Below are 16,993 nucleotides of genomic sequence, written 5' to 3' on the forward strand. Positions count from 1 at the left end.
AGTGTAATACTCCTCGTTTTATTTATTTTTGTAATAAATGGATGGCAAATCCGCCAATTTCCTGCTTTAGATAAAGAGCGACCAATCGGTCATCTTTGTATTTTGCGGTTGATGTATCTGCATAAAAGCCAGCTCTTTCCAGCTCAGGAACTGCACAGAGAATATTGTTGGTTCTGATGGCAATGTGTCCGTACGCTCCCAAGTTAGAGGATTTCAAAATTTCAATATTGGGAGAGGCAAATACGGAGCTGCTGCCGTCTTTGAGGGGGAAATCAAAAGCTGTCTGGAAAAAATTACTTACCTCAGTGGAGGATTCAACATTTTCACAGTTGATTCCCAAATGTGCAAATTCAAAGCCGAGCGCATTTTGACGGGCTTCCCTGCAGAGAGCTGTAATCTTATCAAAATTGCCATCTGCAATGTCTTTGCGGGTACAAATCCAGCTGCCGCCTACTGCGTGGATAAAGGGTGCCGCAATGTAGTCACCAATGTTATGGCTGTTAATACCACCGGTAGGCAGAAACTTTACTCCTGGAAAAGGTGCAGAAAGCGACTTTAAGGCAGTAAGTCCTCCGTATACATTCGCTGGAAAGAACTTTACAACAGAAAGTCCTAATTTTACAGCAGACATGATTTCTGATGGAGCGACACAGCCGGGGGTTACAGTAATACCTGCTTTGATGCAATATTTTATGATTTCTTCATCAAAGCCGGGAGAAACAATAAAGCCTGCACCGGCAGATACAGCAGCTTTGCACTGCTCGAGATTTATGACTGTGCCAGCTCCCACCAGCATATCCGGGCAGGCGGATGCAACAGCAGCAATGCTGTCTTTTGCAGCAGCTGTTCGAAAAGTGATTTCCATAACGTCAATGCCACCGGCAAGAAGCGCTTTTGCGGTTGGCACTGCATCTTCTGCATTGTCCAGTACAACAACGGGAACAATGCAGGCACGTGAAAATCGTTCAAGTGGGTTCATAAGATACCTCCTAAATATAGAATAAATAGCATAAGCGGGGGCACTTCTGTTATTATCCTTTTGAAAATAGAAGGATTTGTATAATGCATGAACAGCAAAATAAGCGGGGGCGTCTTGCTGCTTGCTTTTAGTGTTTCAGAATAGTTGAGCCTGCAATTTGTAAAGGACAGGTCAACCGGGTTTCTTTCTTTGCAACAGAAGGATCTGCAATGCATTCAAGCAGTTTTTGTGCAGCCAGATTCCCGATAAGACGTGGCTGGACTACAATGTTGGTAATGCGGGGCGTCATCAGAGAGAGCAGGATGCTCTGCTCTTCCCAGCCCCAGTCATCAGGACCGCAGAGTCCGATTTCATCTGGAATGTGTATTCCAAGAGAGCGGATTGCATTAAATACATGCAGTACGGTAATGGAGTTGACACAGAATATGGCGGGAAGTTCCTTTTTCCCACAAATATCCTTTAAATGGTGAAGCTGACTGGTGACATTCTGGGTATTGTGAATGTCAATGACGTAGGTTAATTCGTTTGGGTCAACCTCGGGATAATAGAGCTTCACTGCGTCCAAAAAGGAATTGCGCCTTTCGGACCGGACAGAACTTGCAAAATAATTTTCTGTAAAAAAGACAGGAAGTGTATAGCCTTGTTCCTTCAGGTGCTTTACAAGTTCAAAAATAGGGTCTCGGTGATTGGAACCCACAAATTGGAAATTATAGTCATCTATGGTACGGTCACAAAGAACGATGGGAAGTCCGGTGCAGGCCTGCTGTATAAGCAGAGGGTTCTGGCTGGAACAGGTGTTTACGATCAGACCGTCTACATGCCGGCTCATCAGGGATCTGATATAGGACTCTTCTTCTTTGATACTATTGTTACAGCTGACAAATAATGGCATATAATTACTGCTCAGGAGTGTTTCACTGATGCCTTGGATCAGAGCAGCACAGAAAGGCGTTGATATATCCGATACAATAACTCCAATATGATGCGATAAATTTGTCTTTAAAGACTGCGCCATAACATTTGGATGGTAATTGGTCATTTTAATAACTGTTTCGATCCGTTCCCGGGTATCCTTTTGGATCAAGTCCTGTTTCCCATTGATATAACGGGAAACAGTAGTGATAGAAACTCCCGCCGCTTTGGCGATATCTGAAATGGTAACCTTTTCATGGTTCATATGATGTGTTTGGGCCGGTTTGGATACATAACAAGTAATGCAATTGTAAAAATTACTTTAATTTGTACCTGAAACAGCCACGCTCCTTACGTTGTTTTGAAAATATTATAGAATTTTACTTTTTAAATTGTCAAGCAAATATGGAAAACATTTATTAGTTTCTGAAGTTTTGTGTGTAGTGCATAAATGAAAACGATTTCAAATTGTGAAATGTCATGAAATGGGTAGGAATATGTGAAATATATCTTGTAATTGCCAAGATTATGTGATAGATTTGTGGAAAATGATAGTTCAAAACAAGAAAATAGACAAAAATAAAGAAAATAGATGAAATCATTTTCACAATCGAATATAGACACATGATGAATGTGTGATAATGGTGTTTCCGGGAGTTATCCCGTACACATATATAAGCTAAGGTGGGGGCACTGAAATATTCTTAAGAAGAAGGGAGAACAATAAAGAAAGAGAAAAAGAGAAAATTGAAGTAATTGCTTAAAGGACATTAGCGATTTGCATCATACGGGAAGAGAAGGAAGATGCTCTTATATGTGTGAGCGCTACGCACGTAAGCCTGATATGCACAACCAAGGATAGCGCAGAAAAGAGGTAAAGAAGATTATGAAGAAAAAGTTATTGTCGGTAATATTAGCAGGTTTTATGGTGATGGGATGTTTAGCTGGGTGCACATCTAATGATCAAACAGTAGAAAATGAAAAAAATACTTCAGAGACGGAGCAAGCTGAAAGTGGAGAAAAAACAGTTATTACAGTTGCCCGGTGGGGTACAGATAGTGAAAAGGAAGCATTTGAAAACATATTTGCAGAATTTGAAAAGGCACATCCAGAAATTGACGTCCAGTTAGACTTTAGACCATGGGATACCTACTGGGATATGATTAATGTTAATATGTCTGGTGGTATGCTTCCTGATATTGTAAGCGTGAGTACACAACTAGGTTCTAAATATTATATTCCAGGTGTTTTTGAAGATTTGGCTCCGTATATTGAGAGAGATGAAGTGAAAACCGAAGAATTTGCACAGAATGTAATGGATGCATTTACAATGGATGGTAAAGTTTTTGGCTTTCCTAATGATATATCTTTGTATCCATTGTGCTACAATAAAGCATTGTTGGATGAGAGTGGTATTGCATATCCGGCATCGGATAATCCCTTGACTTTTGATGAATATTATGAAATGGCAAAGAAGCTGACCAAAATTGAGGGAAATGCATATACTCAGGTAGGGTTTGCTGATGAAGCCCGTACAGCATTTAGACTGCAATGGTTATTTCCAATGTATGGGGGAAGCATGTTTGACCAGACAGTAAATCCAACCAAAATTACTATTGATACCCCAGAAGGTAGAAAGGGAGTTGAGGCAATAGCAAAGATGGCAGATGTTGTTGCACCTGTTGCAGAATGGGGGAAAAGCTGGGATGGAGGCCTCCAAAATTCTGCAATAGCAACGTGTACATCTGGTATCTGGATGTTTGGTGATTTTAAGAAAGCAGGTGTTGATTTTGGGGTTGCACCGATGCCAGAAGGCATTGAAGGATCGGCGGTTACAGGTTTGATTAATGGTTTTATGATGGCAAGTAACTGTGAAAATAAAGAAGCAGCATGGCAGGTACTAAAATGGCTTTCTAGTAGAGACGGTCAGCTTCAGGTGGCTAAGAATGGAGTGGGAACACCGATTTATTCAGAATTGTGTACAGATCCGGCTTTTGCAAATCAGATAGAGGGTGTGGATCTTTCTGCATACAGTTATATGCTGGATCATTTTCAACCATTAGCAATGATGCCAGATGACTCATTGAATATTTTTATTGAGAATAAGATAAAAGATCTCCTGGAAGGTAAGATTGATGTGAATGGATTTATTGAAGCAATGACCGGAGAGGGTCAAGAGATCTTAGATGCGATGTATCAGTAATAATTACATAGGGTGAGTAATGCCAGGATCATGTAGAAATATACATGATCCTGGTAAGCATAAAATAGGGAGGCTTGAAATGAGCAAGAAAAAGGAAAATAAAAATGCTTTGCATGGTTTCTTACTTGTAATGCCGTGGTTTGTCGGATTCCTTATATTTTATTTGTATCCTATATGTTCCAATATTGGATTAAGCTTTACAGATAAAACAATCTGGGGTGAGGGCAAATTTGTAGGGTTAAAAAATTACTATAAAATATTCTTTGAGGATAAGGTGTTTTGGATTTGCTTGAAGAATACTTTTCTGTGGGTTATTTTTTCTAATGTTATTATGCTTAGTGTGTCTTTGATAATAGCGAATTTGTTAGCAGGAAAAGTTAAAGGGGGCAAATTTTTTCGGACTGTTTTTTATTTTCCTTGTTTACTGCCACCAGTAGCATTTGGTGTGGTTTTGGGATTTATATTCTCGGGGAGTCCAAATGGTTTTGTGAATCATCTATTTGGACTTGGAACTCATGGATGGTTTAGTGATTCAACTTTAGCTATGCCAACGGCAATTGTTTCCAGTATCTGGTATATCGGAACGCCAATGATAATTTTTCTTGCGGCTATTAAGGGAATTAACCCCAGTTACCAAGAAGCTGCATTGATTGATGGAGCAGGAGCAGTTCGAAGATTTTTTTCAGTTACTTTACCTCTGATTTCACAGTCTATTATCTTCAATTTTATAATGGGAATAATAAATGGATGGCAGGTATATGAACATATTATTCCTTTTACGAAAGCGGAGGGAGATGTGATCAAACCATATGGAAGGGATTATGGATTGGGAGTGTTGTTGATCCATATTTATGAGAAAGGGTTCAAGGATTTTGAAATAGCATATGCGGCAGCATTAGGTATAATTTTATTAATCATTGTTTTACTTTGTACATTGGCTGGCTTTGGCTTAATAAAGAAGTTGAAACTGGATTATCAATCTTTTGACTGAAAGGAATGTAGTTATGAAAAAAAGTATTTTAGGAGTATTAAAGTGGATTATATTGCTAATGTTAGCAATAGTTATGCTGGTGCCATTCTTTTGGTTGATTTCTAGTTCCCTAAAAGATAAAACGCAGTTTTATTCTAATCCTCCAGTTTATTTTCCTATTCCGATGCATTTTGAAAATTTTGTAAATGCATGGGTAAACATCGGCTTTTTTAGAGCAATTTTAAATTCCTTGGTATTTGCATTGACTTTTACCATAATTGTGGTATTTAGTTCAGCGTTAGCCGCTTATGGATTTTCAAGATTTAAATTTCCGGGTAAGAAAGTATTATTTGTAATTCTGCTGTTATCGATGATGCTGCCTACACAGATTATGACGATTCCCTTATTTTTGATGTTTAAAAAACTGAATATGATCAATACTATATTACCAATGCTCTTACCATACTGTTTAGGGGTTCCATATCATATTTTTTTAATACGCCAGTTTATGAATGGAATACCGAAAGAAGTGGATGAAGCAGCTAAAATTGACGGTTGTGGAACTATGCAAATATTCTTTTATATCATTGGACCTATGTCAAAACCAACGTTGATTGTGTCAGCGCTTTTGAATTTTATATGGGCATGGAAAGATGTATGGTATTCCAATATTTATCTTGGAAGACCAGAAAGGCAAACAATTTCAGTAAGGCTACTTTCGTTAATTGGAGATAAGAGTGTAGAGTATGGGCAGATGATGGCAGCTACAGTCATGATGATGTTGCCTGTTATTCTTCTATATTTTTGTGCACAAAAGTATTTTGATGAAGGTATTACTATAACAGAATTGAAATAGCTTAAAGGAAGATCAATATGTATCAAATGATGATAGGAACTTATACCAAAAGAGGTAGTGAAGGTATTTATTTGTTGGAAATGGATGATATTTTGCAGCAAGTAAGAGTAATATCAGTTATTGGAGAAAAAAATCCCTCCTATTTGTGTTTGGATTCCGAGAAAAAATGTTTGTATGCTGCTTTGGAAAACGAAGTTGGGGAAGTGGCTGTTTACAATGTTGAAAATCGAAAAGCACCGAAATTTATGGGGAAATATGAGACAGGAGGGAGTACAACATGCCATGTGTCCTTGTCGGTGGATCACAAGTGGCTTTATGCATCTAACTATGAAGATGGATCCTTTACTATATTTGAAGTGGGAGATGCTCTCAGAAAAAGCAGGATAATCTTTAATCAGGCAGGTCGATATAAGGCAAAACCTCATGCACATAGCGTTTTTTCAATTTTGAAGAATGAAGCTATATGCTGCGATAAGGGACTGGATAGTGTTTTGATATATGGGGATGGAGGAGAGATATGCCGCTTTTATTTGAAAGGAAGTAATTTTCGGATTTTGGAAAGTGAGAAACAAAACCTCTATCTTGTAGCGGAGAAGAGTAGTGAAATTGTTGTGATCAGTTATGAACATGGGAAACTGACACTTCAGCAGCGTATATCAACGGTGGAAAAAGGGTTTGCCAAAATTAATTATGCGGCAGCAGTACGTATATCACCCGATCGACAGTATCTTTACACTACAAATCGAGGTGAAGATACTATTGTGATTTATAAGATCCAGAAGGATGGAACCTTAGAGTTTTTAGAACGTCATTACCTACCAGGGCAATTTCCTCGTGATTTTAATATTTCAAAAGATGGAAAAATTTTGGGTGTGGCTTTAGAGTATTCAGATTGTGTAGTTTTTTATGATGTAGATAACAATACTGGGACTATAAGACTACGGAAGGAAATGGTTCGCATTCCGAGTCCTACGGCTATAATTATAGAATAAGGAGAATGACTGTGAGAGAAGAACTATATAATGGAATTAATATTCAGAAGCCTTGGCCACCACGTATGAAAGAAAAGGAACAGGCATTAAAAAAGAATATAGATAGAATACCAGAAACTATTTGTTATCTATCAAACCCTCCGAAGGTAATTCCTATTCATGTTGGAAGGCAATTATTTGTAGATGACTTTTTGATTGACACATCAACCTTGCAACGTAAATATTATTACCCTGAACCCTATGTGGGGAATCCGATTTTAAAACCACAGACAAAAATTGAAAAAAATGAGGGATGTTGTCCAGTGGCAGCTACTTTTACAGACGGTGTTTTTTATGATTCAAAAGATGGACTCTATAAAATGTGGTATCAGGCTGGGTGGTTTGATGGAACTGCATATGCAGAGAGTTTGGACGGACAAAACTGGTATAGACCAGATTTGGATGTTGTACCTGGAACAAATATGGTATTACCTTTTCGTAAGGGGTATAAGCGGGATGGTGCAACGGTATGGATTGATCATGAAACAAAAGATCCAAAGAGCAGATATAAATTATTTGTTTTTTTTAGAAAAAATGAGGTCGAAGAGATAGGGGAACTTTATATTTCCTCAGATGGAATTCATTGGAATGGGCCAACAATAACTGGACCGTGTGGTGATGCGTCTAGCTTCTTTTATAATCCTTTTCGAAAAAAGTGGGTATTCAGCATTAGAAAAGTAGATGTAGAGGGGGATTTTCACTATAGATATAGACAGTATTATGAAACGGAAGATTTTTTGAAAGGTGCAGATTGGGGAAGAAATGATCCTGTTTTTTGGTATGGAGCAGATGATTTAGACAAAAAACATGCGATATACGATTGTACTACACAGTTATATGGTGTTGATTGTGTAGCCTATGAAAGTATTTTGCTAGGAGCTTTTGAGATTTTTAAAGGACCTCATAATAGAATTGCAGAAGAACTTGGAGTTCCGAAACAATGTGATATTACATTGGGTTATAGCCGGGATGGTTTCCATTTTTGCAGACCAGATCGAACAGCTTTTCTTAAGGGTTCTGAGAAAAAGGGGACATGGGATTATGGCTATATTCATGCCTCTGGTGGCTTATGCATTGTAGAAAAGGATCAGTTGCGGTTTTATTATTCTGCGTGGTCTGGGGAGTCACCCAAATATGGAAAACATATGTATGCAGGTGGAGCTACTGGTTATGCTACGTTACGGAGAGATGGATTTGCAAGTGTTGCAGCAGAAAAAGAAGGATTTTTAAAAACTAGAGTGCTGGTTTTTAAAGGGGAATATTTGTGGCTGAATACAATCAGCGACTTGGGAGAGGTACGTGTAGAAGTAAGAACAGCGTCTGATGAACCAATAAATGGTTTTAGAAAAGAAGAATGTGAACCGGTTATTACTGATTCTACAAAAGTAATGGTTCGATGGAGTAGTGGAAACAGTCTAAAACAATTGGAAGGGAAGCCGATTAGATTTGTATTTTGGATTAGGAAGGCAGAAGTTTTTTCTTTTTGGGTAAGTGATGATGAAAGAGGAAAAAGTAGAGGATATATGGGCGCTGGAAGTACAAATTGTGAAGGAATTCGTGATATCTAAGTGATAAAATTGGTGAATTATAGGAGGTGTTCAAGATGAAAACAGCATTGGTTACAGGTGGAAACAGAGGGATTGGAGAAGGTATTTGTAGGGTTTTAGCTGAGAGGGGATACGATATTTTTTTCACCTATAAGGGTGGAATATATGATGGCGAAGAACAGTTTCGTAATGAGATGGAAAAAGCAGAAGCATTAGTTCAAAGTATTTGTAATGAATATAATGTAAAGTGTTTTTGTAAGGAAGCGGATTTTACTAAAGAAGAGGATGTGGAAAAAATATTCCAGACCGCAGTAGAAAAAATGGGAGAAATTCATGTGCTGGTGAATAATGCAGGATATGGAATAGAGGGAAAATTAAGAGATACAAAATCAGAAGATATTGACAAAGAGTATTTTGTGCTTTTGCGAACACCATTACTTTTAATGAAGCATGCTGCAAATCACATGATAGAAAAAGAAATACGGGGCTGTATGGTGAATATTGGATCTGTAAGAGCCAGTCGGGCGTTCCCGATTGACTGTATTTATGGAAGCTTAAAAGCAGGATTAGAAAGAGCTACTCAATCAGTGGCTTTGGAACTAGGACCCTATGGAATACGTGTTAATGCCATTGAGCCAGGATGTATTCAAGTGAGTCCACTGAAAGAAATGGTTCCATTTTATGAGAATATGGGACGTAATATTCCTATAGAAAGAACGGGAACGCCAAGAGATATTGGAAATACGGTGGCTTTTCTTTGCTCGGATGATGCATCTTATATTACTGGACAGACGATACGAGTAGATGGAGGGTTGTTATTGCCAGCAATGCATCAGGGTCCTGATATAGGACCAGACCAGAGATGGAGTCGTGTCCTTTGAGAGCGAAGGTTGAAAAAATAGAGTGACTCAATAGATGGTTAAAAAGTTTGTGAGGTTTATCAGAACAGGTTTTGACATTATAGAATTGGAAAAATACGAGTAAATGAAAATGAGTAAAGAGATAGATATTGTTGCGTTAGGAGAATTACTTATAGATTTCACAGAATCAGGATATAGCAAGAATGGAATGAAGCTATTTGAGCAGAATCCTGGAGGAGCACCTGCGAATCTGCTGATAGCGGCAAGCCATATGGGGTGCAGTACTGCATTTGTTGGAAAAGTGGGAAATGATATGCATGGTCATTTTCTAAAAGAAACACTGAAAAAGGAAGGAATTGATACAAGAGCAGTATTAGAGGATACAGAATATTTTACTACTATGGCGTTCGTGGAGCTGGATGAGAGAGGAGAGCGAAGTTTTTCTTTTGCAAGGAAACCGGGAGCGGATACTATGCTTAGAAAAGAAGAATTGGATGAAAAATTACTTTCAAATTGTAAGATATTTCATTTTGGGTCATTGTCTTTAACAAATGAGCCATCCAGGAGTGCAACGTTGGAAGCGATATCGATCGCTAAAAAGGAAGGAGTGATTATTTCTTATGATCCCAATTATCGGGCATCATTATGGAAAAGTGAGTGTACTGCTGTAGAAGAAATGAAAAAAGTGATATCGCTGGCGGATATAATGAAGGTGTCGGATGAAGAGAGTCTGCTTTTGACAGGTGCGTCCAATTATGAGGATGCATCAGATGAGTTCCTGAAGATGGGAATAAAATTAGTTGCAATTACACTGGGAAAGCAGGGGGTATTAGTGGCAAGAAAGGATCAAAGAGAAATTTTTGATGCGTTCTCTGTTAATACGGTTGATACAACGGGAGCAGGCGATTCCTTTTGGGGTGGATTCCTAAGCAGGCTGTTATCGTATAATCAGGCAATAGAAAAGCTGGAATGGGAAGAAATCAGTCAATGTGCGCTGACAGGCAATGCGGTTGCAGCATTATGTGTACAAAGTAGAGGAGGCATGCCGTCTATCCCGGGCAAGGATGATGTGGAATTATTTATCAAGAATAACAGAAAGAGGTGTTCTTATGATTAAAAACAGAAGGATCGGACATATTGGTATTGCTACCAATGATGTTGCAAGAGATGTGGAGTGGTATGTAAATGTGCTTGGCTTTGAAGTGACTGGCAAATTTCAAAATGGAAATGATACTGTTTATTTTTTGAAAAATGATGATGTTATTTTTGAAATATTTCCATCAGATTCTCGGCTTCCGAATGAGGTTTCCGGGAGAATTGATCATTATAGTTTTGCTTCTGATGATATTGAGTCGGACTATGCATATTGTGTAAAGAACGGATATAAGATCGTTACTGATGGTATTGAAGGTATTGCGGGATTTTGGGACAACGGTATCCGGTACTTCAAGATAGCAAGTCCAACAGGTGAACAGTTTGAGTTCTGCCAGATTTTGTGATGAAAATTATAAATAAAATAAATCCTCGCATTTCAGCATTTAAATTTAAAGATGAAGTGCGGGGATTTTTGATAAATAGCCTGTTAAAAAATGAAAAAATTTTAGCTTTTTACCCTAATTGCTCACTTGATGAAAAGGGACATTCTGCGGTAGGATGGATGGAATATAAAAGGTCAGAGGATTATGGGGAAACATGGTCACAGCCCTATATCTTTCAGCCGTCATTAAAATTGCTACATTCTGAGATGAAATACTCCGCTATGTGTGAAAAGGCAATAGTGAATGAAAAGGGAGATATTATTGTATATCAATTAATATGTGATATATCAAATGATCCACAGTGGCAACCCTATATGGTGCCATCTTATTCAATTAGCCGGGATAAAGGAAGCACATGGAGCAATCTGCGTCAGATAGGAACACGTCGAGGACGTATTTATGATGCGATGTATCAGGAGGGAACAATTTTTCTGCTTTTATTTGTCAATGATGCGACGGTTGATTGGACAGGTCAAACCACGGATCATTATTATTCACTTGTGGTTAGTGAAGATGGTGGAGAAAACTATTATGAAAGAAGCAGAATTCCAATTCCGTCGCTGCATCATGGATATGGAAGCATGATGTTTCTGGAGGATGGCCGTCTGATTGTGTACAATTATAATCTGGATGATGAATATAATCTGTCCTATGTGTTAAGTGAGGATAAAGGAATGTCGTGGGGACAGGCAGGTACAACCTTTGTGGCAAAAAAAATCCGGAACCCGCAGGTTGTAGGCTTTGAACATTTGTATTTTCTTCATGGCAGAAGCGGAAATAATGGCGAACAAGCAGGAAATTTTGTCTTATATTGCTCGGAGGATGGAATTCACTGGGATGAAGGAAGATATTTAAAAGTCCGTACAGAGGGATTAGGGGCTTATTCAAATAATTTGGTCATTGGGAAAGGAACATCCCATGAGAAGCTCCTGATTCAGGCATCGCATGCTTACAAAGATAATCAGACTAATGTTCTGCATTGGCAAATAATTAAAAGAAAGGTGTAAAGATAATGAAATGTATAATGAATCCGAGACCGGATATCCAGGAGGAACTGATCAAACCATATAAAGAAATGGAAGATGTTTATTCCCTTTCCTGCGTTGTAGGGGACGCAATGGAGAGAGAGCAGGTAATGCGACATGATATGAAGCCCAAATCCATCAATAAAAAAATAATTGGTCCGGCTATTACTGTAAAGCTGACAGCAGGAGATATCGTGGATTGCCTGTGTGTATTTGAAATTGCCAGACCTGGGGATGTTATTGTAATTGATGCATTTGGAGAAACGGAAACCTCAATTTGGGGAGGACTTATGTCTGGCCTTGCAAGAAATGCCGGTATAGCAGGCGCTGTGATTGATGGCAGCTGCCGTGATACAGATGAGGCGAAGATGCTGGAGTTTCCGATAACTGCCAAGGCGTCAGGACCTAGAGCAGCGCATACAGCATATTCGGGAAGGAAGGAACCTATTGCGGTAAATGTTCCTGTCTGTTGCGGAGGTGTTATTGTAAATCCAGGAGATTTAATTGTTGCGGATGAAATCGGTGTTGCGGTAGTTCCGTACAATGAGCTGGAAGCTGTATATAAAAAGGCACGCGCTCAGGCAGATCTTGAAATTGCAACAAGAGAAGAAATTCTGAGAGGAGCAACCGTTGATGAATTGCTTGCAAAATTCGGAAGAATATAATCATGAATTGAAATATATCATTACTCTTGATGGTGGTACAACGAATACCCGGGCATATTTGTGGAAACAGGATGGTTCCTTTGTTTCTTCTAAAAAAGAAAGAGCAGGTGTCAGGAATACCGCTATGGATGGATCTGATCAGGTGATCCGTGAAACGGTAAAAAGATGTATTGATGGCCTGATAGAAGAAAGTCATATAGAAGAAAGCCAGGTTCAAGGGATTTTTTGCTCGGGGATGTTAACCTCTAATGTGGGGCTTGAAGAAATTCCATATTTATGCGCACCTGTTGATGAAAGGGCTTTGTGCAATGCAATAGAATGCCGCTTCTTTAATGATATTACCAGAATACCTTTTTACATGATTCCGGGAGTCAGGAACCATGTAGAGAATATCGGAATAGATACGCTGGAGCAGATGGATGTTATGCGTGGAGAAGAAACAGAGGCGGTGGCTTTGTTGAGGGAGCGTGGCAAGGGCGAGGATCTGATTTTTGTTTTACCAGGCTCCCATACTAAAATAATATATGCAAATGAAGAAGGGTTTATCTGCCGTTGTAAGACAACCATGAGTGGAGAACTGCTTGATGCTTTGTTTTTCCATACGTTATTAAAGGATTCACTTCCGGATTTCTTTGTCGGTGAAGAGGAATATGATTATCAGGCGGTGTCAGATGGAGCTCGGACGGCACAGAAGAATTCCTTTACAAGTGCAGTTTTTAAAACACGTATTTATCAAAAATATGTACATAAAGATAAAAAGAAGGCAGCCAATTTCCTGTTAGGGGTATTGATGTATTATGATTGCCTGAGTATATGTGAGTTTAAGAAGACAGAGGCTTTGGAAGAGGTGCAGTTTGTTATTGCAGGTAAGCGGATAATTGCACAGGCTGTTTATGATATATTAACAGATATTATGCAGGAAAAGAAGGTTCATCTTTTGGATGAGGACGAACTGATGGCGGCGAAAGGGGCATTTCGTCTCGCAGAATTATATTATAAATGGAAGGAAGGTGAGTAGGATGATGAGTGACCTGAAGGATAGACTTTTAGAAGAGAAGCTGATTGTTATTCTCAGAGGGTTGGCGGAAGAAAAGCTGATTGCTACAGTAGATATCCTGAAAAATATGGGTATGCACTTTTTTGAGCTGGCTATTGATAATGAATCGGAATTATCAATGGAAAAAAGTCTCCGGAATATTGAAGGCTTAAGAAAGCATTACGGGGATTCCATACATATTGGTGCCGGAACAGTAATAAATAAGCTACAGGTAAAAAGGGTTGCAGAGATCGGAGGAGAGTACATTATTTCTCCGAATTTAAACGAGGAGGTAGTGCGTGCTACTAAAGAAATGGGATTGGTTTCTATACCGGGAGCAGCTACGCCAAGTGAGATCATAAGGGCATATCAGGCAGGTGCAGATATTGTAAAAGTATTTCCGGCAAATTATCTGGGAGAAGCTTATATCCGCGCGATAAAGGCTCCTCTTGACTATATTCCTATTGCTGCTGTGGGTGGAATCCGTCCGGAAGATATACCTGCATTTCAAAGTGCCGGTGTCAGCTGTTTTGGAGTCGGAAAGCAGCTTGTAGATGCCGGTTTGTTTTCAAGCTATTGTGATGAAGAAGTATTTCAGATTATAGAAGACAGAGCAAAAAGATATTTACAGGCGATTCGATAAATAAGGATTAAAGCATATGCTGGAAAGGAATTGTATGGCCAAATTAAAGATTAATCTGCAAAATCCGGTGTGGCTGAGCCTGGGAGCTCTTTTTTGCTGCGTGCTGTGGGGAAGTGCATTCCCATGTGTGAAAATAGCATATCCACTGTTCAAAATTTCGGATACGGGTAGCCAGATTTTGTTTGCAGGAGTTCGTTTTTTTATATCGGGAATAATTACTTTTATTGTCGGGTGCATTTTGGAAAAACAGATTTTACGGGTGAGGAAGCTGTCGATTCCGGGGATTATCAGGCAGGGGTTATTGCAGACTACGATTCAATATACGTGTTTTCACATTAGTCTGGCGTATATTTCATCATCAGAAAGTGCAATTATAAATGCTTCAAATGTGTTTATTTCTGTTATAGCAGCGCATTTTCTACTTAAAAATGAAAGACTATCCTGGGAAACCATCTTTGGATGTATTGCTGGATTAGCAGGAGTGATTCTGATAAATTTAACAGGAATATTAAATGGTAGTTTTTCCTTTAGGGGTGAGGGACTTATGCTGGCGGCTGCTGCATCTTATGGAATCAGTAATGTATATTTGAAAAAAATAGTAAAACAGGAATCGCCGATGGCAATTACGTCATATCAGATATTGTTTGGAAGTCTGCTAATGATAATAATAGGAATCTGCATGGGAGGACGAGTACAGGTATATTCCTTAAAGGCAGCCTGTCTTCTTTTGTATTTGGCAGCACTATCTGCAGCAGCTTTCAGTATATGGACGCTGCTGTTAAAATATAATCCGGTGGGAAAGGTTACAATGTTTGCGTTTTCTATTCCGGTTTTTGGCGTGATAATGTCGGGAATATTTCTCGGTGAGTCCGTTTTTTCTGTGAAAAATATCATAGCACTTGTGCTTGTTAGCGTAGGAATCGGAGTTGTAAATGCTAAACATGGAGAACAACACTACCTATAAATGTTGTTAAAAAAGTCTTATTTATTCCTGGGGCTGTCGCACTAACGTGCGGCAGCTCATTTTATATATCCAACACAAAACGCCGAGCTTCGAAAAGCCCGGCGTTCGTGGTATAATCAGTTTATGCAACTAAACAAAATAATACAAAGAGATTATACCTCATTTTCGCTGGATTATCAAATCAAACTTCCGCTGGATTTAGAGATTTCTATTCCATCTGATGATCCAGTTCGTCTGGTAAGTGCCTTTGTGGAGGAAATGGACCTTTCTGAACTATATAAAACTTATGGCAGGATCAGAAAAAATCAGGCAACGCCGCGTCAGATGCTGAAACTCGTTATCTATGCAGCAATGAATCGAATCTACTCAAGTCGAGATATCCGAAAAGCATGTAAACGGGATATCAACTTTATGTATCTCCTTGAAGGAATGCCTGCTCCTGATCATGCAACGATTGCGCGTTTTATCTCCCTACATTTTTCTGCCTGCGCAAAGGTTCTGCTTGCCCAAATGTCAGATCTGCTCTATCTTCTTGGTGAGATTTCGGGAAAGACCATTTTTATTGATGGCACCAAGATTGAATCGGCAGCCAATCAATATACCTTTGTATGGAAACGGGCTATTACGAAAAATCAGGCCCGGTTATACACAAAACTAACTTCTTTTGTGGCTGAATGCGAAGAACTCTATGGAATCAGGACCGTATACCATGACCAGATATCCATCCACACATTAAAACGGTTAAAAAAGCAGTTGTGCCGCGTCAAAGTACAGGAGGGAATTGTGTTCGTGCATGGAATTGGACGTAGAAAAACACAGTTGCAGAAATCCATGGAACAGCTGGATCAATATCTGGAGAAACGAAAGGAATATACGAAAAAACTGTATACGCTTGGAGATAGAAACAGTTATTCCAAAACAGACCCGGATGCGACCTTCCTGAGAATGAAAGAAGATGCGATGCGGAATGGACAGTAAAAACCTGCTTATAACATCCAGCACGGAGTGGACTCTGAATACATCACATGGATTGATATTAGCCTGCGTCCAACCGATACATGCACCCTGATCCCTTTTTTGAAAGATATGGAGAGTCACTTAGGATTTAAATATTCAGAAATCGTTGCAGATGCCGGATATGAAAGTGAAGAAAACTATCTTTTCATTGAGGGAAACGGACAGACCGCCTATATAAAGCCGCAGAACTATGAGATTTCGAAAACCCGAAAATACAAAAAAGACATCAGCAGAAGAGAAAACATGGAGTATCACGCAGACAGAGACAGCTATATCTGTCGGAATGGAAGGGAACTGACTGTTACAAATGAACGCAGAAGTAAAACAGCCAGCGGATCTGTCAGTGTAAAAACTTATTACAGAAGTCCAGACTGTACCGGCTGTCCTTATAAAACGGAATGTATCAAGGGAAACAACTGCAAAACACCTATGGAAAAACGTAATAAAGTGCTGATGGTCTCGAAGACGATGAGTCAAAAACGTGCAGAAGATCTGGAACGGATCACAAGTGAGTATGGAACGACGCTCCGTATGAATCGCAGTATTCAGGCCGAAGGTTCATTTGTTGATGTAAAGGAAGACATGAATTTTCGAAGATATCTGTACCGAGGAAAAGCAAATGCACTGGCAGAGAGCATCCTTTTGGCGATGGGACGAAATATCAATAAGCTTCATTGCAAGATTCAGACCGGAAGAACGGGGAGTCATCTTTTTTCATTAAAGACAGCATAGATTTTAATGGTTGAA

At 39.1% G+C, this 16,993-nt stretch carries 15 protein-coding genes and 1 pseudogene; 14 read left to right on the top strand and 2 right to left on the bottom strand.

Annotated elements, in window-relative coordinates:
* Window positions 1-22 precede the first annotated feature (22 nt).
* Together OCV62_RS09445 and OCV62_RS09450 are read right to left on the bottom strand one after the other, a co-directional pair.
* Window positions 23-979 (bottom strand): bifunctional 4-hydroxy-2-oxoglutarate aldolase/2-dehydro-3-deoxy-phosphogluconate aldolase, encoded by a 957-nt coding sequence (locus OCV62_RS09445; RefSeq protein WP_117962445.1) that lies wholly within the window; start codon window positions 977-979, stop codon window positions 23-25.
* 127 nt (window positions 980-1,106) lie between these two features.
* The gene (locus tag OCV62_RS09450; protein WP_117962443.1) at window positions 1,107-2,156 is read right to left on the bottom strand and encodes a LacI family DNA-binding transcriptional regulator; all 1,050 of its coding nucleotides are present in this window, start codon (window positions 2,154-2,156) and stop codon (window positions 1,107-1,109) included.
* 621 nt (window positions 2,157-2,777) lie between these two features.
* On the opposite strand from OCV62_RS09450, the gene OCV62_RS09455 reads away from it, so the two are divergent.
* The 14 genes and pseudogenes from OCV62_RS09455 (at window position 2,778) to OCV62_RS18670 (ending at window position 16,978) form a co-directional block, all read left to right on the top strand.
* Complete coding sequence (locus OCV62_RS09455) at window positions 2,778-4,094, top strand: ABC transporter substrate-binding protein (RefSeq protein WP_262586309.1); 1,317 nt, start codon at window positions 2,778-2,780, stop codon at window positions 4,092-4,094.
* 79 nt (window positions 4,095-4,173) lie between these two features.
* The gene (locus OCV62_RS09460) at window positions 4,174-5,085 is read left to right on the top strand and encodes a carbohydrate ABC transporter permease (protein WP_262586312.1); all 912 of its coding nucleotides are present in this window, start codon (window positions 4,174-4,176) and stop codon (window positions 5,083-5,085) included.
* Between the two features lie 13 nt (window positions 5,086-5,098).
* Window positions 5,099-5,920, top strand: a complete 822-nt coding sequence (locus OCV62_RS09465; RefSeq protein WP_117962437.1) for a carbohydrate ABC transporter permease — start codon at window positions 5,099-5,101, stop codon at window positions 5,918-5,920.
* Window positions 5,921-5,937: 17 nt separating this feature from the next.
* Window positions 5,938-6,912, top strand: a complete 975-nt coding sequence (locus OCV62_RS09470; protein WP_262586316.1) for a lactonase family protein — start codon at window positions 5,938-5,940, stop codon at window positions 6,910-6,912.
* An 11-nt stretch (window positions 6,913-6,923) separates the two neighbouring features.
* Window positions 6,924-8,519 (top strand): hypothetical protein, encoded by a 1,596-nt coding sequence (locus OCV62_RS09475; RefSeq protein WP_117962433.1) that lies wholly within the window; start codon window positions 6,924-6,926, stop codon window positions 8,517-8,519.
* A 35-nt stretch (window positions 8,520-8,554) separates the two neighbouring features.
* On the top strand, window positions 8,555-9,379 hold the full coding sequence (locus OCV62_RS09480; protein ID WP_117962431.1) for an SDR family NAD(P)-dependent oxidoreductase: 825 nt from the start codon (window positions 8,555-8,557) through the stop codon (window positions 9,377-9,379).
* Between the two features lie 109 nt (window positions 9,380-9,488).
* Window positions 9,489-10,475, top strand: a complete 987-nt coding sequence (locus OCV62_RS09485) for a carbohydrate kinase family protein (RefSeq protein ID WP_262586425.1) — start codon at window positions 9,489-9,491, stop codon at window positions 10,473-10,475.
* On the top strand, window positions 10,468-10,857 hold the full coding sequence (locus OCV62_RS09490) for a VOC family protein (RefSeq protein ID WP_117962429.1): 390 nt from the start codon (window positions 10,468-10,470) through the stop codon (window positions 10,855-10,857). The genes OCV62_RS09485 and OCV62_RS09490 overlap by 8 nt, the downstream gene beginning before the upstream one ends.
* Window positions 10,857-11,903: a sialidase family protein gene (locus tag OCV62_RS09495; protein WP_118763585.1), complete on the top strand. Its 1,047-nt coding sequence runs from the start codon at window positions 10,857-10,859 to the stop codon at window positions 11,901-11,903. Before OCV62_RS09490 ends, OCV62_RS09495 begins: the two co-directional genes overlap by 1 nt.
* Window positions 11,904-11,908: 5 nt before the next feature.
* Window positions 11,909-12,586 carry an RraA family protein gene (locus OCV62_RS09500; protein ID WP_117633140.1) on the top strand — a complete coding sequence of 226 codons (678 nt, stop codon included), beginning with the start codon at window positions 11,909-11,911 and terminating at the stop codon, window positions 12,584-12,586.
* The gene (locus tag OCV62_RS09505) at window positions 12,555-13,604 is read left to right on the top strand and encodes a 2-dehydro-3-deoxygalactonokinase (RefSeq protein WP_117962424.1); all 1,050 of its coding nucleotides are present in this window, start codon (window positions 12,555-12,557) and stop codon (window positions 13,602-13,604) included. The genes OCV62_RS09500 and OCV62_RS09505 overlap by 32 nt, the downstream gene beginning before the upstream one ends.
* A 1-nt stretch (window position 13,605) precedes the next feature.
* Entirely contained in the window at window positions 13,606-14,265 is a 660-nt protein-coding gene (locus OCV62_RS09510) for a bifunctional 4-hydroxy-2-oxoglutarate aldolase/2-dehydro-3-deoxy-phosphogluconate aldolase (protein WP_117962422.1), read from the top strand.
* A 34-nt stretch (window positions 14,266-14,299) separates the two neighbouring features.
* On the top strand, window positions 14,300-15,229 hold the full coding sequence (locus OCV62_RS09515; protein ID WP_262586319.1) for a DMT family transporter: 930 nt from the start codon (window positions 14,300-14,302) through the stop codon (window positions 15,227-15,229).
* Window positions 15,230-15,352: 123 nt separating this feature from the next.
* A pseudogene (locus tag OCV62_RS18670) lies at window positions 15,353-16,978 on the top strand (IS1182 family transposase).
* Window positions 16,979-16,993: the final 15 nt, after the last annotated feature.

The sequence above is a fragment of the Gallintestinimicrobium propionicum genome, assembly GCF_025567525.1.
Taxonomy (GTDB): Bacteria; Bacillota; Clostridia; order Lachnospirales; family Lachnospiraceae; genus Gallintestinimicrobium; species Gallintestinimicrobium propionicum.